A 21,027-nucleotide genomic window follows, 5' to 3' on the forward strand; every position below is an offset into this window, starting at 1 on the left:
AGCCAGGCAGCACCAACCTCCACAAAGCGGCAAATTTCCGTCTCCAACCCATTGCTAGGCACGGCCAGCCAGCACTTTTTCGGCCTTCAGCAGGCCGGCTACGCTGATGCCATCCGTAATCCGGTCATCCATCACCATCCGAATGGCTTCGGCCAGCGGCAGCTTCCAGAGGCGCAGGTCTTCGGTTTCCTCCGGCTCTAATTCCCCCTGCGTGAGCTCTTCGGCCAGATATACGAAGCCCTCTTCATCCGTCACCGAGTTGGACGTATGCAGGCGGGCAATGCGCGTCCAGCGCGCCGCCGTGAGACCGGTTTCTTCTTTGAGCTCGCGCTGGGCCGATTCCAGCACATCCAGTTCGACCAAGCCGCCGCCCATGGGAATTTCCCAGCTGTACTCGTTCAGCGGGTAGCGGTACTGGCCCACCAGCCAGGTATTGCCCTCCGCATCAACGGGCACAATGCCCAGCGCCTTGTTCTTCATCGTCACCACGCCATATATGCCCTGGCCACCGCCGGGAGTCTGCACTTGGTCTTCGCGCACCGAAATCCATGGGTTGTGGTACTTGATTTCACTGCTGACGGTGTGCCAAGGATTATGGGTTTCGTCCACATCGGGGCGGGCTACGAATTGCATGGCTATTGGCGGGATGGTTATGGAGTAGAGAATGCAAAACTACGCCCACCAAGGCCTTCACGAGTCACCGTTCGCAGATACCTATCTGCCATCCGCCGTGTAAAATGGACCGTTGGCAGCTTATATGCCCTGATTAATCCAATACGACTTGCATCCCCCCCTCCGGGCTTCGTAGCTTTGACCTATAAGTACCCCCGCACGGGCTGGAAATGTGGAAAGGAAGGACCTCTCGTGCGGCGGCGCTCTGGCTGAACAGGTGGGGTAGACACCTCTAAGCCGGACCCGCCACTTTAAGGCCGTCACCCTCGGGTGGCGGCCTTTTTTTGTGCCTGCCGGTGGGCAAATACTTACCAGCCCAACACTTAACCCACGGCGGCCGTGTTTCGTATAAATTAACAGGAACTCACCGTTCACATTCCGGCGCGCTCCCGCACTACTTATGGCCGATTCCTCAAAAAACAAGAAAGCTGATACCGCCAAACCCGAGCTCCAGGCTGGCGACCCACTTTTTAACCTGCACCACGCCCAGGCCGAAGCCGAGCTAGCCAAGCATAACGGCGGCCTCGGGCCCACTACCAACGTCTACGTCACCAACGACGAGGAGGAGAATATCGACGAGGCCATTGCTCCTATTGATAGCCAGGGCTTTACCCGTGGCGAAGATGAGCCCGGCGTCATTGGCAGCAACGCCGGCGACCACTAATAAGCTTACTTCTGCCCCACGGGCAGTCCTTTTATATAGTACAGAAAAGCCCTTCCGGTAGCCAGATTAGCTACCGGAAGGGCTTTTTGCTGCACCGCAACCGGGCAGCTTACACGTATTTTTGCTGGCTCTTTTATTATTTATTATTCTATGCTCCTTGCCTCCCACACTGGCCATGCCCTCGAAGCGGGCCTCGACGAAGCCGGCCGGGGCTGCCTGGCGGGCCCGGTGTTCGCGGCGGCCGTTATTCTACCACCTGATTTCGACCCGCGCTTCCTCAACGACTCCAAACAGCTCAGTGCCAAGCGGCGCGATGCCCTGCGACCCATCATCTGTGCCGAGGCCATTGCCTGGGCAGTAGGCCAGGCATCGGTAGAAGAAATTACCAGCATCAACATTGCCCAGGCCAGCTACCTGGCTATGCACCGGGCCGTGGCGGCGCTTGCCGTCACGCCGGGCCACCTGCTGGTTGATGGCAACCGATTTAAGCCAATGGCCGGCTTCCCGCACACCTGCATTATTGGCGGCGATGGCTTGTACCGCAGCATTGCCGCAGCCTCCATCCTGGCCAAAACTTTTCGGGATGAGCACATGGCGGCCCTGGCCGAAGAATTCCCGGAGTACGGCTGGCAGGAGAATGCGGCCTATCCTACGGCTAGCCATCGCGCGGCTATCCGCGCGCACGGCCCCAGCCCGCACCACCGCATGGGGTTCCGGCTGCTGTAATGGCCCGGCATTACAGCGGTAGCCGGGAATGTAGCACGGACTTTGTAGTCCCCGCACTACGTTCTGCTGCGTGACAGCAGTGAACAAAAGGCCTAGCTCTTGAGCTTCAGCAGGTCGAGAAACAAGCTGAATCCATCCAGGCTGGTACCACCCTCGCCGAAGGTATCGAAGCTGAGGGGCTTGATGATATAGCCGCTCACGGCCAGCTGCTGCGCTTTCAGGCGGTCCGACTCAAGGTCGGAAGTCGTCATGATGAAGACGTTCAAATCCATGAATTCCGGGTCGGCGCGCAGCACTTCCAGCAATTCCAGGCCATTCATGCGCGGCATGTTGATGTCGAGCATCACCAGGCTAGGTTTGGCTATCTGGGGCTCATCGCCCTCGCCGCGCAGCATGCGGAGGGCATCACGGCCATTGCGGGCGTGGATTAGGGGCACGTTGATGTTTTGGCGGCGCAGCTCGCGCTGCACGTTCATCACGTCCATCTGGTCGTCTTCCACAAGCAGGATGCTGGGCGTGGGATAGTCGGCGGACATAGGCTAGGCAATTGGCAAAAGCGGGAAAATACCCGCAAACGGCAGTGCAGAACTGCTATAAACTAGAGGTTGATACGGTAGAATTAACCGTTGTGGTCACCGTAGCAGCCATATTTTTGGTTTTGGCCGGGTACTTGGGCCAGGTAAAAATAAACTTAGCGCCCTGACCTTCCGCCGATTTGATGCTGATACGCCCCCCTTGGCGCTCCACAATTTTTTTCACGATGGCCAGCCCCACCCCGGTACTCTCAAAGGTATCGCGCTCCGTCAGGGTCTGAAAAATAACAAAAATACGGTCGTGGTATTCGGGGTCAATGCCCGGGCCATCATCGGCCACCGAAAACGAGTAGAACTCGCCGGCATCGTCGCAGCCAATGTGCACGGTGCCCTTTTCGGGATGGTCGTGGTATTTCACGGCATTGCTGATGAGGTTGGTGAAGACCTGCTGAAGCTGCACGGCATTGGTGGTGAGCGTGGGCAGAAAGAAGGGGAGCTCAACCTTAAAGCCGGTGGGCAGGTGCAGGCTGTCGATTATTTCGCGCAGCAGGGTGCGCACGAATACCGTTTCGTTGGCCTGTATTACCCTGCCCACCCGCGCCAAATCCAGAATGCCACTGATAAGCTTTTCCATGCGGTGCACGCGCTGGCGCATCATGCCCAGAAACTCGCGAATGTGAGGAGGCAGCGCGTCTTTGCCCATGTCCTCCTCAATCCAGCGGGAAGCACTTTCGATGCCACGCAGCGGCGCCTTCAAATCGTGCGACACTACGTAGGCAAACTGGTCCAGCTCCTGGTTGCGGCTTTCAAGCTGGTTGATGTTGGCCCCCACGGTGCGGGCCATCACGTTCAGGGCCGCCGTGAGCTCACTCACCTCGTCCTGCTCATTGTCCACAATCTGGGTATCGTAGTCGCCACCGGCCATGCGCCGGGCCAGGTTCAGCATGCCCCGCAGCCGCCGGGCAAACGTGCGCACGATGTACAGCGCCCAAAGCAGCCCCAGCACCAGCGCCATAATTGCCAGCCCTACCGACAGCCATTCGGCTCGCACAATGCTGTCGTTCAGGCGCTGCCGCATAGTTTTGCGGGAAGCAGCTTCCGTCAGCTCAAATTTATTCAGCCGGAATCGGATATTATCCATCAGCTGCTTGCCGGTAAGGGCTTCGGCCAGGCGGCGGTGCGGCAGGTCGTCGAGGCCACGTTGCAGGGGGTTGCGGCGGCGGGCTTCTCTTTTTTCAGCAATCAGCAAATGACTGTAGCCCATCCATTGCTGAAAAAGCCGCTGAGTCTGGTCAGTCAATTCAACCTGCTCGGGAGTTTCATCTACCAGCGTGCGCAACTGGGAAAACCGGCCAATCAAGTCGCGCTCGCCCGTATAATAGATATCCAGCGTCATCTCATTGCCAATGAGCATGTAGCCCCGAAACCCGGTTTCCATGTCGACAATGCTGCGCAGCATGCTCACCGCTTCGTTCGAAACGTGCTGAGATGCTTCTACCTGCCGGGAGTTGCGCAGCACCTGGCCCGCCAGCTTGTAAGAGAACAGAACAATTACCGCAAACAGCGCCAGCAACAGCACAAATCCGGCAAACAACTTCGTGGTGAGGGTAATTTTCATGCACTGGTGCGCGGGCGCAACGCTTCGGGTCAGGCCTTGGTACGAAGCTTGGTCTCCATGGTTTGGAGCAGGCCCATCATTTCATCGGCAATAACCTGGAGGGGAGCGTAGCCCGCGCCTGCTTCCTCTATGCGGCCGGCCAAGTAGAGGTCCATCAGGCGGGCGGCTTCCTTGTGAATCAGCACGTGTTGCTGGTCAAACCGTCGGGCTTCGGGCAGGTGCGCGTACACCCCGGTTCCGCGCAGGCGGGAGGCTATCCATAGCCCCATGCTACACTGCTCGGGGTCGCGCAACGAGCTTTCGGCACCACCATTACCAAAGAGAAAAGAGCGCAGCTTGCTCTTAAAATGCACATGTTTGATGCGCGCGGAATCAAAATCCTGCTTCAGGTCGTCCGTTGTCATGAGCAAAGCTATACCCGTAAGCGAGTAATATGGTGCAAGCCACCCGTTGCGAAACCGGGAGCTGCCCCGTTGAGTGGGGGGGAAATAGCTGCGAAACGCTGCCGGCCCCAAAGGTACGCCACAAGGCCAAGGCCGGTTGCCGCTTTGAAATTCGGTACTTTCGCGATTCACTTATTATTCCGGGTGAGCCGGCGGCATTGCCACTGGCCACCTTTCACCATTTCCCCCACCATGACCCAAGACCAGATAAAGGACTTGAAGGGCCGCGCCGAGGCCCTGAGGAGGTATCTTTGACTACGATGCCCGCAAAGAACAAATAGCCGCCGCCGAGGCCCAAACCACGGCCCCCGGCTTCTGGGACGACTCCAAAGCCGCTGAAATTACCCTGCGCGAAATCAAGGCCATTAAAACCTGGACCGATGATTTTGAGGGCGTGCAGCAGGCCCTTGCCGATACCGAAGTGCTGTTCGATTTTCACCGGGAGGGCGATGTGCCCGAAGCCGAAATGCAGACCGACTACAACGCCACGCTCAAGAAACTAGAGCAGCTGGAGTTCAAACGCATGCTTTCGGACGAGGAAGACCAGCTTTCGGCCATCATCGACATCAACCCCGGGGCCGGGGGCACCGAAAGCCAGGACTGGGCCGAAATGCTCATGCGCATGTACATCATGTGGGCCGAGAGCCACGGCTTTGGGGTGAAGCAAATCAGCTACCAGCCTGGTGAGGGCGCGGGCATCAAGTCCGCCTCGCTCGAAATCGACGGGGACTTCGCCTACGGCTACCTGAAGAGCGAAATCGGGGTGCACCGCCTCGTGCGCATGTCGCCGTTCGACAGCAGCGGCCGGCGGCACACGTCGTTTGCCTCCGTGTTTGCCTACCCGGTGATTGATGACACCATCAATATCGAAATCAACCCCGCCGACATCTCCTGGGACACGTTCCGGGCCGGCGGCGCGGGGGGCCAGAACGTGAACAAGGTGGAAACGGCCGTGCGCCTCACGCACGCGCCGTCCGGCATCATCATTGCCGTGCAGATTGAGCGCAGCCAGCTCATGAACAAAGAGCACGCCCTGCGCATGCTCAAATCGCGCCTCTACCAGATTGAGATGGACAAGCGCCACGCCGAGCGCGACAAAGTGGAAGCCACCAAGAAGCGTATCGACTTCGGCTCCCAGATTCGCAACTATGTGCTTCACCCCTACAAGCTCATCAAGGACCTGCGCACTGGCATCGAGCGCACCGATGTGCAGAATGTCCTGGATGGGGATTTGGATGAGTACATCAAGGGCTTTCTGATGCAGAGCTAGAACTACCGGGACCGGACCGTGAAGGTGCGGTGCCGCTTCGCGACACAAAAAAAGGGCTGCCCAACTGGGCAGCCCTTTTTTGTGTCGTGCAATTGCCAGACCCTTACGGATTAGCAATGTCCCATGACACTTCGGCAAAAGGAATCGGAAGCTGGCGAACGATGGTCGTTTGCAAGTTCGTGGACGAAACCTCGGGCAAGCTGGTGCCGGGTACGTTCAGGCGGTTCAGCTGGTTCAGGCGACGCAAATCAACCCAACGCTGACCCTCGAAGAACAGCGAGTAGCGACGCTGGTACAGAATTTCGTCGAGAATGTCGGCCGACGGCGAAGTGGCCGTCAGGGGCGTAGGACGCAGAGCAGCGTAGGTGGTAGCTACCGAGTTTACTTCGGTCACGGCCAGGGCCAAGTTCTGCTGCGGACCGGGCATGGCATGCGCTTCGGCCGACAACAACACCAGCTCTTCCTTTTTGATAATCGGAATTGGCGACGTGTTGGTGGCGTACAGCACTACGTCGTCGGAGCTGGAGAAACCCTGACGAGGAGGCAGTGCCGCGGTACGAGCCGCGATTTTGTTGATGCGCGTATCGGTAGCGCGGATGTCGCGACGGAACGAGGGATGCGCCACTGTTACCACCGAACCAGTGAAATTCGGTTTCTGGAACAACGGATTAACTACGTCGGGCGAGGTACCACCGTATGTGAAGCGAGGTCCATCGGTCAGGAGACCAGCATCTTTGACAAAGCTACCGGACAGTGCATCAAGCACTTCCTGATAGCTGCCGTTGGGGCGTGATGCGCGACGAACGGCTAGACGAGCAGCCAGAGCACGGTTGAATTTAAGAAAACCTGCCGGGGTACTGAAGTTGAGACTGTTAACATCGCTCGGAACGTAGCCGGAAGGCAGGGGAAAGGGCAGTGCCGTGCCAGCACCAGCTAAATCATCGCGGCCGGAATCAAGCAGCGCTTTAATAGCAGTAAGAACTTCGTCGTAGGAACGAATCTTGCCCGGCTTCTCTGGGTCAGCAACGTCGACGCGCAGACCATTCTCATACTGTAGGTCCGACAGTACCATCATGGCATAAGCTTCGGCCGTTTTTGCCAGGGCCGAGTAACCCTTCTTTTGCTGGTCAGTTACCAATGAAGTATTGGCAGTTGATTGGGCAAGAATGCGCGCCGTGCGACGAGCCGACGAATACGTGATGAAATAACGGCCGCTCAGGAAGTTATTGTTATCAAAACCAGCCGTGCCGATGCCCAACAGGTTGGTAGCATAGCGCGAGTCCGAACCGGCCAGCACATATACCTCACGACCAATAGCACCGGTAATCTGGTGATACCAGACAATCCCGTCGGCGTTGGTTCGCATGTCTGAGAAAGTACCCGTAGCCAGATAGTCAAGCTGCTGCTTGGTGGCGTTGGTCAGCACCGAAGGAAGCGCGGGAAAGTTGGGGTCTTCCAGCTTATTGATTTCAACGTAGCTGCACCCAGAGAGGGAGGCTACGACACTACCAAGCAGTAGTGCCCGGATAAAAGTTTTATTCATGTTGTGGAGGAGCATAAGTAAGAAAATTTGTAGCTGAACTCAGGCTTAAAAGTCGAAGTTCAAATGCAGGAACATCCGACGTGCGCTTGGGAAAGCGTACAGGTCCTGGTTGCCACCAACCGGACGGCTACCGAAGTTGGACACCTCGGGGTCGTAGCCACCTTTGTAAGGCGTCACCAGGAACAGGTTGTTGCCCGATACACCCACTTTAATGCGCTGCACAAAGCGGCCCATGGTAGCACCCAGCTGCTCTTTGTCGAAAGAGTAGTACAGCGAAACCTCGCGCACCTTCATGTAGCTGGCATTCTGCACGTAGTTCTTGGTCTGGCCCGAAAGCTCGCCGTTGAAACGCTCGTAACCGATAACCGACGTAGTGCCGTCGCCCAGGGTAACGGGATTCATGTAGTCGGGCGAAGTACCGCCCTGGTCGTAGGCGTTCTGCGTCAGGGTGCTGTTGTAGCCGCCCTGCTTCACATGAATCAGGAACGAGAAGTCGATGTGCTTGAAGAACGTGAAATCGTTAGCAAACGTGACCTGGTAAGTAGGCTGCGACTCCTGGAAGGGGGTTGGAACACCACCTACAACAGGGTTACCAAACCACCGGGTAGGCGACTCGCCCAGGGCGAGGAAGTTCTGACCGTAGAGCGAAGCGAAGCCGGGGCCGGCCGTCGTGGTGGGTACCACCAGACGGGTCACCTCCGAGCGGTTCAGCCAGAATTGGGTCTGCGAATGGTAACGGAAGTTAGGACGGTCAATGGCTTGTACGCCAAGGGCAATTTCCAGACCGCGGTTTACGAGGTCACCCACCGGGAAAGCAGCAATCGAGGTAATACCCGTAGAAGGAGCCAGCGCGTAAGCAAACAGCAGATTGGTCACTTGCTTGCGGTACACCGTGCCCGACAGGGTAATCTTGTTGTTCAGGAAACCCAGGTCAGCACCCAATTCCAGTTCAGCAGCCCGCTCGGGAGCTACGCGGTCGTAGCCCAGCACGGTCGAGTTGCGCAGGCCCAGACGTTTGTCAACCACTACCGAGTTCAGCTGGTTGAAGTACGAGCCGAAACCGGGAACACCACCTGTTTCGCCGTAAGCGGCACGCAGCTTTACCTGGTTAACAACCTCTTTAAAGGTCCAGAAGTCGAAGTTGGCAACGTTCAAAGCCAACGAAGCGTGGGGGAAGAAGTACAGCTTCTTGGGGTCAGCGTTCAGGTTGCTTTGGTCGGCACGAATGCCTACAGTACCAATTACGCGGTCAGCGAAGTTAACTTCTTCCTGGGCCGAGTAGCCCAAGTCAACGCTCGACTGGAACGCTTGGCTTTGGGTCTGAAGGTTAGCACGAGCAGGATTGCGCAGCTTGGGCTGCAGGCCCTCACCTTGTACGAAGTCGGAGTTGATGTCCTGCGTGAAACGCGAGGTGCCGGCCGAAGTCGTCAGGCCCACGGTACCCAGCTGTACGGTATGAATCAGCAAGCCCTGCAGGTTGGTGTTCAACTGCTTGGTTTTGCTGTAGCGCGAAGCACCCGGGTTGGCTAGACCAGCCTGCGACTGCATATCCTCCGGCAGGTACAGCTCGGCATCGGTCAGGGCGAAGTCTACGCCGGCCGAAGCAGCCAGGCGCAACGACGACTTCTCGTTGCGGATGAAGTACAGGTTAGAAGTGAACGACTCGAGCAGACGGTTCGTGGTTTCGTTGTTGATGCCACGGTCGCGCAGGGCCAAGGGGTTCTCACCAGCATACGGGTTGCGGGGGTAGACGCCGTTTACAGGGTGCAGGTCGGCGTAGCTCGGCGTTACGGCAATCAGGTAAGGAACGGTCGCATCGGTGTTGGCGTTGTTCGAGAAACCACGCTGGTTGCTCGAATTCACGTAGCTCGAATTCAGCGCGATATCCCAGTTCTTGGTGATATCCGTCGATACGTTAGCCCGCAAGGTGTTACGCTGGAAGCCCAGGTTTTTCTGAATGGCACCTTCGTCGGTGCGCGAACCAGAAATGTAAAACTTAACCCGCTCACCACCACCGGAAACGTTCACGTTGGTGTTCGACAGGAAGCCTTTGTTGCCGAAAATCTCCTGCTCGTAGTCGAAGATTTTTCCCGAAGCATTGGCAGCAGCCAAAGCCGCTTTCTCGTCAGCGTCGCCACCGAATACGTAATCAATTTTCTCGTTGGTGAAGTCGGACTTGCCGTACTTACGCAGAATGCTGGTTACGCCAAGGTCCTGACGCACGCTGATGCGGGTCTGGCCGGCTTTGCCTTTTTTCGTGGTGATGATGATAACACCGGCGTTGGCACGCTGGCCGTAGATGGCAGCAGCCGACGAGCCTTTCAGCACTTCGATGTTTTCAATATCATCGGGGTTGATGTCGGCCAGGCGGTTGGTAGCACCATCCTGACGGCCACCGCCGGCGGCGCTGAAAGCACCGGACGCGCGGCCCGAATCGTATGAGTTGTTATTGGCGTATACGCCATCGATGATGTAAAGCGGCTCCGAAGAACCCGTAATCGACGAAGGGCCACGCAATTGCACGGAGATACCTCCGCCGGGAGCACCGCTGTTCTGCGTGATAACCGCACCCGAAAGCTTAGCATACATGGCAGCATCTACAGTAGATGGACGCGTGCGCCCAACCAGTTCGCTGGCAGAAATGCTGGCCACGTTGTTGGCAGCGTTCGAGCGGGCAATGCTCGTGCCCAGACCCGTCACAACTACTTCGTCCAATTGCTTGGTATCAGTAGCCAAGGTTACATTGATGGTGGAAGCATCACCCAATGCCAGTTCCTGGGCCACATAGCCCACGTAGCTGAAAGTAAGGCGGGTTGCCGCAGAGGGCACCGACAAGCTATAAGCGCCATCGGCATTGGTAGAAGCGCCGGCCGTAGTGCCTTTGGCCAATACCGTAACACCTGGTAGGCCTTGGCCGGTAGCCCGGTCCGTCACACGACCCGAGACGGTTCGGTCTTGGGCATTTACCTGCTGCAACAGGCAGGTCATCAATAAGACGACCATAAAAAAGAAGTGTTTCATGTAGTAGTGAAAATGGTGAGTGAGTTAGAAAAAAAGTGGCAGGAATGGAAAAAAAAGGAACTTAACGTGACTAATCTACTGGCAAGGTATTACAAGTTTTTTGTTACGCCAGTATTTTGGGGTAGTCAAGAGTCAATAATAATATTAAACTTATTAGATACCTAAACCAATATTAACACGCCAATCCAAGCTCGCCAGACATCACATTACGGCCGCAAGTATTTTGTAGTCTATTGGTTAAGTAATTATACTGTTCTGGGCAGTATGACACAGGCCCCTAATAAGAGCGGGCCGGGATGAAGATTAATTTCATCGGAGCCCTATGAGTAAATCGGGGCATAAAGCACGTAATTCTGGCTGGGCACCTCGATAATTCATGAATCCATCATGGTCGGGATAGGTGTGGCCAGTAGTCAGGTTTTGAGGATACAATTGGCCAGACGGGCCAGTTGCCATGCTGCAGCGGTAACCATCCCATGCCCCCAGGAAAACTATTTAATATATAAAATATACAATTTAAAGCACTACTTTTCATTACTCCTTTATAGTTAGCGCAATGAAGCAGCCGCCACTTATCGAACGGCTGCGGAAGCGAGCCCTCAGCAGCTAAAGGATTGTTAAAGCGAAATATCGCAGCGCTACTGTTGGGACGTTTTCGGCAAATGCCGTACTTTCATCTTTTTAAACTGCCACCCCCATATTTTTTCCCTCTTTTTTTCACACACCCACTATTACAACTCGATGAAGAGAACCTTACTATTAAGCCTGCTCTTGCTGCTAACCCTGGCCGGGCGGAGCTGGGCGCAAACGCGGCAGGTATCGGGCCGCGTGCTCGACAAAACCAATAACGAAGGCCTACCCGGGGTGAGCGTTATCGTGAAAGGCACCACCACGGGCACTGCGACCGATGCCGATGGCAAATTTGAGTTGAATGTGCCTGTTACGGCCACTACGCTGCAATTTAAGTACCTGGGCTACATTACCACCGACCAGGCCATTGGGGCCAGTGGGCCGGTAAATGTTGCGTTGGCGCTTGACAACAAGCAGCTGGACGAAGTGATGGTAACGGCCCTGGGCATCTCGCGCGAGAAGCGCGCCCTGGGCTTTGCCGTTTCGGAAGTGAAAGCCGAGCAGATTGTGCAAAAATCGGAGCCCGACCTGCTGCGCACCCTCACCGGCAAGGTGCCGGGCGTGAACATCCTAAGCTCGAGCGGAGTACCCGGTGCGTCTTCGCGCATCACCATTCGGGGCAACACCTCGTTTTTTGGCGATAACCAGCCCCTGTTTGTTGTGGATGGAGTGCCTTACGACAACACCCAGACGGAATCGGACAGCCCACTGGTGAACGGCGCCTCCTACTCCAGCCGGACGTCGGACGTGGACCCGAACAACGTTGCGTCCATCAATGTGCTGAAGGGAGCGGCGGCGGCGGCACTGTACGGCTCGCGGGCCGCCGGCGGCGTTATCGTGATTACGACCAAAACCGGCGGCGGCGGCCGTGGGGCCAAGGGCATTCAGATAGGCTATACCACGGGCTATGCCATTGAAAAGGTAGCGGCGCTGCCAAACTACCAGAACAAGTATGGCGCGGGTGCCAACTTCGTGAACTCTGCGGCCAACGGCTCGTGGGGCCCCGAGTTTGGTAATGCGGCGCAGGGCGCACCGGCTACCATCGAACACCCCCAGGCCGGCAACGTGGACTTTCCGAACATTCCGGCGGGCACGCGCATTCCGTACCAGGCCTACCCCAACAACGTCAAAGACTTTTTCAAGACGGGTCACCTATACGAAAACTCGGTTTCGCTGAGCTCCACCTCGGACAACTCGACCTTCTCGACCATTATTTCGCGGGCCGACCAGCAGGGCACCATCCCCAACTCGTCGTTTGTGCGCAACAACATCAGCGCGGGCGGCTCGGGCCGGTTCAATAAGCTGACCGTGAACGGCAACGTTGCTTATACCAACACCAACCAGCAGGGTCCTATTGTGGGCGCCAACAACTCGGCTTCCGGCAGTGCCTCGGCATTTGCCCGCACCTTGTTTCTCACCCGTAGCCTCGACCTACAGGGCCTCCCCTACCAGGACCCGGTGACGAAAGGCCCCGTGTTTGCCTGGCTGACCACCCAAGCCGACAACCCCCTGTGGTCGGTGGAGAATGCCATCTATAAATCGCGCGTAGACCGCGTGGTGGGCAGCGTGGGCCTGTCGTATGCCTTTAAGGACTGGCTGTCGCTGACGTATACCGGCGGTATCAACTCCTACACTGACATTCGGTCGAGCACCATCCGGCCCGGCTCGCTGGCCAACCGGGGCGTGAGCCAGATAATTGAAGACAACATTCAAAACACCGAATTTGAGCAGACTGCCCTGCTGAACTTCAACAAGAACCTGACCGAAGACATCAGCCTGACCGCCAGCGTGGGCCAGAACATCAACGCCCGCAAGTACGAAGGCAAGTCTTACCTCGGCACAGGCATCATCACGTTTGGAATCGACAACATTGAGAATACCACGGAGAAAAGCACCTACGGGTATGCCTACGCCGAGCGCCGCCTGATGGGCCTGCTGGGCAACGCCACCGTTGGCTACAAGAACTTCGCCTTCGTAACGGTGACGGGCCGCAACGACTTCTCGTCGACTCTTAATAAGAACGGGGTTATCGGCAATACGGGCCGCTCCTTCTTCTATTCGAGTGCCGCTGGCTCGCTGGTATTGAACGAAGCCCTGAAGCTGGATTACCGCTGGCTCGACCTGCTTAAGCTGCGCGCCGCTTACGGCCGCGTGGGCCGCGATGCACCGGCCTACGCATCCGGCCCCACGGGCTATGTCACCAACCCCAGCGCTTCCCTGCCTTTCAAGGGCGTGCCCGGCATCGGCATCAGTGGCGTGGTAAACAATGCCAAGCTGACCCCGGAATTTACGTCTGAGTTAGAAGTAGGTACCGAGCTGGCATTGTTCCGCAACCGCATCTCGTTCAACGGTACATACTACGACAAACGCACCACGAACCTGATTGGGGTGATAACCTACCCTTCGGCCACCGGCTATGGTGCCGCCCAGACCAACTTTGGCGAAATCACCAACAAGGGTTTCGAAGTAGCCTTTACGGCCGTGCCGGTGGATGTGGCAGGCTTCCGCTGGAGCAGCACGTTCAACTTTAGCCGCAACCGTAACATCATTGCCCGCACCACGGACAACGGCGACACGCTCATCCTGGGCAACACGTTTGCCGGCAGTGTCCGGTCGGTGCACATTCCCGGCCAGCCCTACGGCGTGCTGCTGGGCACGGCACCCGTGCGCGATGCCAATGGCGAGCTGTACATCAACCCGCTGGATGGCCGCCTGATTCTGTCGCCGAAGCTCAAGGTTATCGGCAACCCCAACCCCGATTTCCTGATGGGCTTCATCAACCAGTTCACCTACAAAGGCATCACGCTGAACGTGCTGGTGGACTACCGCAAGGGTGGCTCGCTGTATGCAACCACGCTGCAGGAAGAGCTGGGCCGCGGGGTAACGAAGGATACCGAGGACCGCAACCGCCTGGTTGTGCTCAACGGCGTTCGGTGGGACCCGGTGACCAAGAAGGCCGCAGTTGACGCCAGCGGTACGGTTATCCGCAACACGACGGCCATTACGGTCAACGACCTGTATTTCTCCAGCGGCGGCGTGGGCGGCGGCGCGGCTTCTAACGGCTACAACGAGCAGTCCATTTACGATGCCACCACGGTGCGCCTTCGGGAGGTTTCGATGGGCTACGACCTGCCCAAAGGCTTCCTCGGCAAAACGCCGTTCAGCCTCATCAACATATCCGTTTCGGCCCGCAACATCTGGTGGTACTCGCCCAACTTGCCCAAGAACAGCAATTTCGACCCCGAGACCAGCACCTACGGTGCCAGCAACCAGCAGGGCTACGAGTTCACCAACGCACCGACCACCAAGCGCTTCGGCGTGAACGTGCGGGTGAACTTCTAATTAATTGATTTCGGCTTTTTGTCCTATGAAACTTTTTAAATTTTGCCTGATACTCGCTTCGGCTGGTACGTTGGCCGTGGCCCCAGGCTGCAAAGATTTCTATAACGTCAACGTAAACCCCCTGACCCCGACGGCAGTGGATTTGAATTCCCTGCTGCCCGTGGCGCAGGTGAACATGGCTGAGTACCTAGGCGACAACATCGGCGGCCTGAGTCAGTACACCATGGCCCTGATGCAGCAGCTGTACAACACCCGCAACATCGGCAACTTCCAGCAGACCGGCGACGCGTTCAGCGGCGAGTGGGCGGGCCTCTACCGCGGCGTGCTCATCAACAATGAGCGCATCATCACGCAGGGCACCACCGAGCAGCGCTGGAACTACGTGGGCATTGCCCAGCTCCAGAAAGCCTACGTGTTCAGCCAGATGGTAGACGTGTGGGGCGACATTCCTTATTCGGAAGCCCTGAAGGGCGAAGTGAACCCGGCCCCGCGCTTCGACAAGGACGAGGCTATCTACAACGGCACGACCACCATTCAGGGCCTGTTCTCGCTCATCGATGAGGGCCTGGCCAACCTGGCCAAGCCCGGCTCCGTGCCAACCAAACCCACTTTGAGTGCCGTTGACCTCATATACAAAGGCGACCTGGATAAGTGGGCCCGCTTTGGCCGCACCCTCAAGCTGAAGCTCTACAACCAGCTGCGCAAAACCACTACGGCGACCACGGTTCAGAGCCAGGTTGGCCCTTTGCTGACTGGCCCGCTCATGGAGGAGACTGGTGACTTTCAGCTGGGCTACCTCAACACCACCAACCCTGACAACCGCAACCCCGGCTACGTAACCGACTACAACGCCAACCCGGAAAATCGCATTGGCCGGTATTTCTACGAAGGCATGCTGACGCTGAACGACCCGCGCAAGCCCTATTACTTCTTCAACCAGCTGGCCGCCGGCACCACGACGACTAATCAGGACTACATCAGCCCGCTGGACCCCAGCTTCGTGACGGTGCGCCCCGGCACGTCGAGCCAGTACGCCAGCGTGGCTACTACGGCCAGTGTTCAGACTGTGCAAGGCCTGTACCCGGTAGGCGGCCGCTACGACGACGGTAAGGGTGGCAAAACCGGCACCACCTCGGGCAAGGCGGAAGCCCCCCAGCGCCTGCTCACGTACTACAGCCGCAAATACACCGAAGCCGAGCTGCGCCTGACGGTATACAACGACGTAGTAGCCGCCCGCACCGCCTTCGACGCCGCCGTGCAGGCCTCCTTCAACAAAGTGAATGCCATTGCTACGGCTGATGGCAGCCCCGTTATTCCGGCCGCCAGCATCACAACCTACAAAACCAGCGCCCTGGCCCGATTCGATAACGCGCCCTCGGCCGAGGACAAGCTGGAGGTAATCATGTACGAGAAGTATGTGGCGAGTTTCGGTTACGGCGTAGATGTGTACACCGACTTCCGCCGCACCGGCCACCCCACCATCCGGGTATCGCGCGAGGCCGTAGCGCAGAGCGCGCCCAACAGCGGCCTGCTGGTAGACGACGGTGCTACCCGGGCCAACGGCCCGTTTCCCCTGCGCCTGTACTACCCCACCAACGACCTGACGTTGAACCCGAACTCTCCCCGCTCCCAGCGCGACGTGACCGCGCCCATTTTCTGGGACAAGTAGGAAGCGGTTCCCTTCTCTTTAATCCCTGACTTCATCTTTATTGATTCATGAAAAACTACTTTGCCAGTTTCCTGCTGCTGCTCTCGGCAGTTGCGGGGCTGTCGTCTTGCCGCGAGAGCAGTAAGCTTCCCGAGCCCAAAAACGAAAGCGTTCCGCTGATTATCCCGGAAGTAAACGCCACCAAGTCCTTTTTTCCTTTCAGAAGGAGCCAGCTGTCCGAGCAAATCCGAATTGACAGCCTCTCTTCCCGGCCCGACTATTATACCCGGCCCGGGTTTGAGTTCGTCGTGAACCCGTCGCAGGGATACGCCGAGCTGCAGACCGTTGAAGTGTACAAGAGCTTCCGGCGGGGTACTACGTATGGCCCCCGGGTGAAAATCGCGGACCTCACCAGCTTCCCGGCTACCATCAGCCTCACCAGCCAGCAGGCGCTTAAGGACTTGTATACCAATGCTATACCGGGCACCCTCGCCGTTCTGGCCAATCCGACTGTTCTCACGCTAAATAACCGCATTGTGCGGAACGACGCCATTGTATTCACCTTCGAGTACGTGCTGAAAGACGGTCGGCGCATCGTCCTCACGCCGGTTTCGACTGACAATACGCTATTGGCCAGTTCGCTGCTTAACGCGCCTTTGGCAGCAATCGCCGTGTTCAGGTAGAACCTGCCGAGCAGTTCATCAACGGGGCTGCGCAATAGTTTGCCTATAACCCGGCGAAAATCTACCAGCCCTCTGCCAGCCCCTGGTCAACTGAAAAAGACGTCCTTCGACGCTACTCGCGACTTGCTAAACAGTAAACGACTATGGACTTACAGTCCATAGGTTTGATTTGCGAATGAAATTCGGTGGTTTCGGATTAAGCCGACTGAAAGGCTGCCACTCAAGTGGGCGATGCCAGAATGAAATTCTGAGTCCTCCCTTGGCTAGACGTTGAGCTGATTCAGGAGTTGTTTAGAAAGTCACAAAAGGTCCCCGAACGGTCATGCAGCACGCAACGCAGCATGACCGTTCGGGGACCTTTCTCAACAACTTCTCAAAAAGCACTCTCTAATAGGTGACTGATGAGGCTTGTAAAGCACTTGAAAGTGAGTAGCAACTAAAGTCTTGCCCTAAAGGGCATAGCTTTAACTAGCGTGCTTAAAAAGTAAAAAGCGCCCCTGGAATTTGCTAATTCCAGGGGCGCTTTTTTAGGCAGTAATGCCGTGCAAATCCCTGACTATTATCGAAGTACATTTCAGTACTCTGCCCTACTATTTTTCCAGTGCATTGATGGCGAGGGATTTGCCAGCAAAACCAGCGCAATACTGTTTCCACCATTCGGGCGAGCTTTTCAGCCGACCCGGTACGGGCACGGAGGAGCCATTGGCCCAAATGGTGGAAGCGCTACTGCGCTAGCTTTGCTGGCAAATCCCTCGCCATCAATGCACTGGAAAAATAGTAGGGCAGATTAACATTTCATTTAATATATATATAATTACTTACTTTTATACATGCGAAATTACATTATTGAATTCTGAACAATCGCCACAAATGGAGTCCCATTACACTTTAGGCTTGCAAGCCAGATATAAAATTTTATGTCCTAATGTTGACTTTATGGCAACTGTATGGGAACAATGGCTTATTTTTGATAATCTTAAAGCATTACCCCATTTTTTACTTTTTTTCAATCTTAACACTTAGTCCATGAAAAAAATCTTACTCATGAGTGTCATGCTCATGTTTACACTTCTTCACGGAGCGATGGCGCAAACGCGTACCGTTTCCGGAAAGGTAACAGACCAGAAGTCCTCCGAAGGCTTGCCCGGAGTGACTGTGCTTCTGAAAGGAACCACGACCGGAGTATCGACCAATGCCAGCGGTGCTTATAGCTTAGTGGTACCCGAAACGGGTGGCACACTCGTATTCTCATCCGTTGGAATGGCCACAAAAGAGCGGGCTATTGGGGCCGACTCGCAAATTAACATTGCACTGGCACAGGACACCCGTGAGCTGAGCGAAGTGGTGGTAACGGCGCTCGGCATCGAGAAAGACACTCGCTCGCTGGGCTACTCTACGCAGCAAATCAAGGCTGACCAGATTTCGCAGAAATCTGAGCCCAACGTGCTTAGCTCCTTGCAGGGCAAAGTATCGGGGGTAAACATCACGAACTCCAGCGGCCTGCCGGGTTCTTCTACCAACATCAACATCCGCGGCATTACATCGCTGCAGGGCAGCAACCAACCGCTGTTCGTAGTTGATGGCATTCCGATTAGCAACGACCTGGACCGCAGCTTGGGAGGCGCAGGCCTGGGCTCGCTGGGTGCAGCTCAGACGTCGAACCGGGCTTTGGACATCGACCCGGAAATCATTGCCAGCATCAACATCCTGAAAGGCCCTGCAGCTGCAGCGCTTTACGGCTCGCGGGCAGCGGCTGGTGCCATCATCATTACTACCAAAAGCGGCGGTAGCGCCAACAAAAAGCTGGAAGTAACGGGCACGTCGAGCTTCAACATCCAAAACGTATACGGCTTGGCACGTTTGCAGACCGACTACGGCCAAGGCACCAACGGTGTGGTAACGACGACTGGCGGCCTGGGAGATATCTACACCGCCAGCGGCCTGTCATTCGGCCCCCGCTTTGGTACGACTCCTACGCTGGCCAACGGCTTGTTGCTGACTAATGGCAACCAGCTCCCTTACCAGAACTACCCGAACAACATTAAGGAGTTCTACCGTCAGGGCACTATCTGGACCAATGGGGTGAACATCGCCGGTGGCACCGCCGAGCAGAACGTTACGCTCAGCGTGAACAATACCAACCAGAAAGGCATCACCCAGAACTCGGAACTGACTCGCACCAACGTAACACTGGGCGGCAACACCAAGCTGCTGAATAAGTTGCGAGCTGGTGGCTCCATCAACTTTGTTCAGACTGACCAGACGGGTGTATTGCAGGGCAACAACGGTTCGGCATTCGCTACGCTCTCCAACCGGGTTCCCCGCAGCCTCAACCTGCAGGGCAATCCCTACATCGACCCGGTAACGGGTGCCAACCAGTACTTCCCTGGTGTAGAAAACCCTTATTTCAGCCTTACGCAGAACCCCACGACCTCCTCGCTGACGCGCTTTATCAACGTTGCCAACCTGGGCTACGAGGCTACTCCCTGGCTGAAAATTGACTACCGCGCAGGTTTGGATACTTACACCGACCGCCGGAAGCAGGTGTTCGCCATTGGCTCGATTCGCCAGCCTACGGGGCAGGTACAGGACCAGGTGTTTTACCGTAGCGAGTTCAACAGCGACCTTATCGTAACGGCTCACAAAGACAACCTGTTCTTTGAAGGCTTTAACGCTTCGTTGCTGGTGGGCCAGAACGTGAACCAGCGCCGCTTCCAGAACATTGCTTCGCAGGCAGATAACCTCACCCTGCCGGGCTTCTACAATGCTCAGAACGGCAGCGTATTCTCGAATGGCACGGGCGAAAGCACGTCGCTGCGCCGGATTCTGGGCGTGTATAGCCAGTTGTCGCTGGCCTATAACAACTACCTGTTTCTGGAATTGACGGGCCGTGCTGACCAATCGTCGACGCTGCCGGTTGCCAACAACACCTTCTTCTACCCTTCGGCTACGGCCAGCTTCGTATTCACGGACGCGCTTAAGATTCAGTCGAACATCTTCTCCTATGGTAAGATTCGTGCCAACGTTTCGAAAGTAGGCCGCGATGCGGACCCGTTCGTACTCGCTACCACGTATAGCAGCGCCAGCATGGGCAACAACGTTTCGAGCATTAACTTCCCTTTCACGGCTAACGGCACTACCTACCCAGGTTTCGCCATCAGCAACACGATTGGCAGCAACACGCTCACGCCCGAGTTCACGAAGTCGTACGAAGTTGGCACGAACCTGGGCTTCTTCAAGAACCACCTGAGCTTCGAGCTGACGTACTTCTACACGCGCAGCGAAAACCAGATTCTGCCCGTAACCGTGGCATCATCGAGCGGCTTTAACGCCCGCTATGCCAACGTAGGCCGCCTTGACAACAAAGGCTTTGAAGGCCTGATGAACCTGAACCCGATTCGGACGTCGAATTTCCGTTGGGACATCACGGCCAACTTTACCCGCATCAAGAACGAGGTTATCTCCATCACGGAAGGCGTAACCAGCTCCTCCGTAAACGGTTCTGCTTTCATTGGCTCGGTGCCTTCGTTCAAAGTAGGCCAGCCCTATGGTGTAATCATCGGCAACGCTTTGCCGCGTGTGCAGCCCCTCAACGCTGCCGGCCAGCCCAACGACCCACAGTACGTAGGCAAGTACATCATCAACCCCACCAATGGCTCGTTTGACACGGGCATCCCTAACTCGGTAATTGCCAACCCTAACCCGCTGTGGCAGGGTGGCCTGACCAACACGTTCAACTACCGTGGCGTTGAGCTTTCATTCCTGGTTGACGCTAAATATGGCGGACAACTCCTTTCGTTCACCAATGCATCATTGAAAGGTAGCGGCAACCTCTACGAAACCGGTATGAACCGCGATGCTCCGCGCATCATTCCCGGCGTAATTGCCAACGGTGACGGTACTTACCGCCCCAACAACATTCAGATTGACGCCCAGACGTACTGGGGTGCTTCGGGTGGCCTGCAAAGCCAGCTCAACGTGTACGACGCTACGGTATACCGCCTGCGCGAAGTTTCCCTGGGCTACTCCGTACCCACGGGCCTGCTGTCGCACACGCCCTTCGGCCAGGTTCGCCTGTCAGTTTCGGGCCGCAACCTGTATTTCTACGCACCCAATGCCAACTTCGACCCGGACGTGAACACCCAGGGCGCAGGCAACATCCGGGGCCTCGAAGTGCAAGGCGCACCAAACACGCGCAACTACGGTGTTAACCTCCGTTTTACCCTATAATCTA

The 21,027-nt window shown here is 56.6% G+C and carries 13 protein-coding genes; 7 read left to right on the forward strand and 6 right to left on the reverse strand.

The window, feature by feature from the left end:
- Positions 1 to 54: 54 nt before the first annotated feature.
- Positions 55 to 633, reverse strand: coding sequence for an NUDIX domain-containing protein (locus KQ659_RS15290; protein ID WP_216688284.1), 579 nt, complete (start codon positions 631 to 633; stop codon positions 55 to 57).
- Positions 634 to 1,072: 439 nt separating this feature from the next.
- Between KQ659_RS15290 and KQ659_RS15295 the strand changes: the two genes are divergently transcribed.
- A complete protein-coding gene (locus KQ659_RS15295; protein ID WP_216680264.1) occupies positions 1,073 to 1,336 on the forward strand; it encodes a hypothetical protein in 264 nt (87 codons plus the stop codon).
- A gap of 150 nt (positions 1,337 to 1,486) precedes the next feature.
- The gene (locus tag KQ659_RS15300; protein ID WP_216688283.1) at positions 1,487 to 2,062 is read left to right on the forward strand and encodes a ribonuclease HII; all 576 of its coding nucleotides are present in this window, start codon (positions 1,487 to 1,489) and stop codon (positions 2,060 to 2,062) included.
- A 92-nt stretch (positions 2,063 to 2,154) separates the two neighbouring features.
- On the opposite strand, the gene KQ659_RS15305 is transcribed toward KQ659_RS15300, so the two are convergent.
- The 3 genes from KQ659_RS15305 to KQ659_RS15315 are packed head-to-tail and all read right to left on the reverse strand — an operon-like array spanning position 2,155 to position 4,617.
- A complete protein-coding gene (locus KQ659_RS15305; protein WP_216680263.1) occupies positions 2,155 to 2,598 on the reverse strand; it encodes a response regulator in 444 nt (147 codons plus the stop codon).
- A 55-nt stretch (positions 2,599 to 2,653) separates the two neighbouring features.
- Positions 2,654 to 4,213, reverse strand: a complete 1,560-nt coding sequence (locus KQ659_RS15310; RefSeq protein ID WP_216688282.1) for a sensor histidine kinase — start codon at positions 4,211 to 4,213, stop codon at positions 2,654 to 2,656.
- 29 nt (positions 4,214 to 4,242) lie between these two features.
- Positions 4,243 to 4,617, reverse strand: coding sequence for a CZB domain-containing protein (locus tag KQ659_RS15315; RefSeq protein ID WP_216680261.1), 375 nt, complete (start codon positions 4,615 to 4,617; stop codon positions 4,243 to 4,245).
- Between the two features lie 231 nt (positions 4,618 to 4,848).
- On the opposite strand from KQ659_RS15315, the gene prfB reads away from it, so the two are divergent.
- A protein-coding gene (prfB, locus tag KQ659_RS15320) for a peptide chain release factor 2 (RefSeq protein WP_216688281.1) occupies positions 4,849 to 5,926 on the forward strand; the annotation gives its coding sequence in 2 pieces (ribosomal slippage) (positions 4,849 to 4,908 and positions 4,910 to 5,926; 1,077 coding nt in all).
- A 103-nt stretch (positions 5,927 to 6,029) separates the two neighbouring features.
- Here the strand turns inward: prfB and KQ659_RS15325 are convergent.
- Positions 6,030 to 7,484 (reverse strand): RagB/SusD family nutrient uptake outer membrane protein, encoded by a 1,455-nt coding sequence (locus tag KQ659_RS15325; RefSeq protein WP_216688280.1) that lies wholly within the window; start codon positions 7,482 to 7,484, stop codon positions 6,030 to 6,032.
- A 30-nt stretch (positions 7,485 to 7,514) separates the two neighbouring features.
- Positions 7,515 to 10,490, reverse strand: coding sequence for a SusC/RagA family TonB-linked outer membrane protein (locus KQ659_RS15330; RefSeq protein WP_216688279.1), 2,976 nt, complete (start codon positions 10,488 to 10,490; stop codon positions 7,515 to 7,517).
- 741 nt (positions 10,491 to 11,231) lie between these two features.
- Here KQ659_RS15330 and KQ659_RS15335 point away from each other — a divergent pair.
- The 4 genes from KQ659_RS15335 to KQ659_RS15350 all read left to right on the forward strand — a co-directional run bounded on the left by KQ659_RS15335 (position 11,232) and on the right by KQ659_RS15350 (position 21,023).
- Entirely contained in the window at positions 11,232 to 14,462 is a 3,231-nt protein-coding gene (locus KQ659_RS15335; RefSeq protein WP_216688278.1) for a SusC/RagA family TonB-linked outer membrane protein, read from the forward strand.
- Between the two features lie 25 nt (positions 14,463 to 14,487).
- Positions 14,488 to 16,131, forward strand: a complete 1,644-nt coding sequence (locus tag KQ659_RS15340) for a SusD/RagB family nutrient-binding outer membrane lipoprotein (protein ID WP_216688277.1) — start codon at positions 14,488 to 14,490, stop codon at positions 16,129 to 16,131.
- A gap of 47 nt (positions 16,132 to 16,178) precedes the next feature.
- Entirely contained in the window at positions 16,179 to 16,793 is a 615-nt protein-coding gene (locus KQ659_RS15345; RefSeq protein WP_216688276.1) for a hypothetical protein, read from the forward strand.
- A gap of 1,083 nt (positions 16,794 to 17,876) precedes the next feature.
- Positions 17,877 to 21,023 carry a SusC/RagA family TonB-linked outer membrane protein gene (locus KQ659_RS15350; protein WP_332875084.1) on the forward strand — a complete coding sequence of 1,049 codons (3,147 nt, stop codon included), beginning with the start codon at positions 17,877 to 17,879 and terminating at the stop codon, positions 21,021 to 21,023.
- Positions 21,024 to 21,027 lie beyond the last annotated feature (4 nt).

The sequence above is a fragment of the Hymenobacter siberiensis genome (assembly GCF_018967865.2).
Taxonomy (GTDB): Bacteria; Bacteroidota; Bacteroidia; order Cytophagales; family Hymenobacteraceae; genus Hymenobacter; species Hymenobacter siberiensis.

What these genes read in the sequence shown, in the direction of transcription:
- KQ659_RS15300 (WP_216688283.1), top strand. Translation starts at nt 1,487, where the DNA reads ATGCTCCTTGCCTCCCACACTGGCCATGCCCTCGAAGCGGGCCTCGAC.
- KQ659_RS15315 (WP_216680261.1), bottom strand. Translation starts at nt 4,617, where the DNA reads ATGACAACGGACGACCTGAAGCAGGATTTTGATTCCGCGCGCATCAAA.
- KQ659_RS15345 (WP_216688276.1), top strand. Translation starts at nt 16,179, where the DNA reads ATGAAAAACTACTTTGCCAGTTTCCTGCTGCTGCTCTCGGCAGTTGCG.
- KQ659_RS15310 (WP_216688282.1), bottom strand. Translation starts at nt 4,213, where the DNA reads ATGAAAATTACCCTCACCACGAAGTTGTTTGCCGGATTTGTGCTGTTG.
- KQ659_RS15350 (WP_332875084.1), top strand. Translation starts at nt 17,877, where the DNA reads ATGGCGCAAACGCGTACCGTTTCCGGAAAGGTAACAGACCAGAAGTCC.
- KQ659_RS15330 (WP_216688279.1), bottom strand. Translation starts at nt 10,490, where the DNA reads ATGAAACACTTCTTTTTTATGGTCGTCTTATTGATGACCTGCCTGTTG.
- KQ659_RS15340 (WP_216688277.1), top strand. Translation starts at nt 14,488, where the DNA reads ATGAAACTTTTTAAATTTTGCCTGATACTCGCTTCGGCTGGTACGTTG.
- KQ659_RS15335 (WP_216688278.1), top strand. Translation starts at nt 11,232, where the DNA reads ATGAAGAGAACCTTACTATTAAGCCTGCTCTTGCTGCTAACCCTGGCC.
- KQ659_RS15290 (WP_216688284.1), bottom strand. Translation starts at nt 633, where the DNA reads ATGCAATTCGTAGCCCGCCCCGATGTGGACGAAACCCATAATCCTTGG.
- KQ659_RS15325 (WP_216688280.1), bottom strand. Translation starts at nt 7,484, where the DNA reads ATGCTCCTCCACAACATGAATAAAACTTTTATCCGGGCACTACTGCTT.
- KQ659_RS15295 (WP_216680264.1), top strand. Translation starts at nt 1,073, where the DNA reads ATGGCCGATTCCTCAAAAAACAAGAAAGCTGATACCGCCAAACCCGAG.
- KQ659_RS15305 (WP_216680263.1), bottom strand. Translation starts at nt 2,598, where the DNA reads ATGTCCGCCGACTATCCCACGCCCAGCATCCTGCTTGTGGAAGACGAC.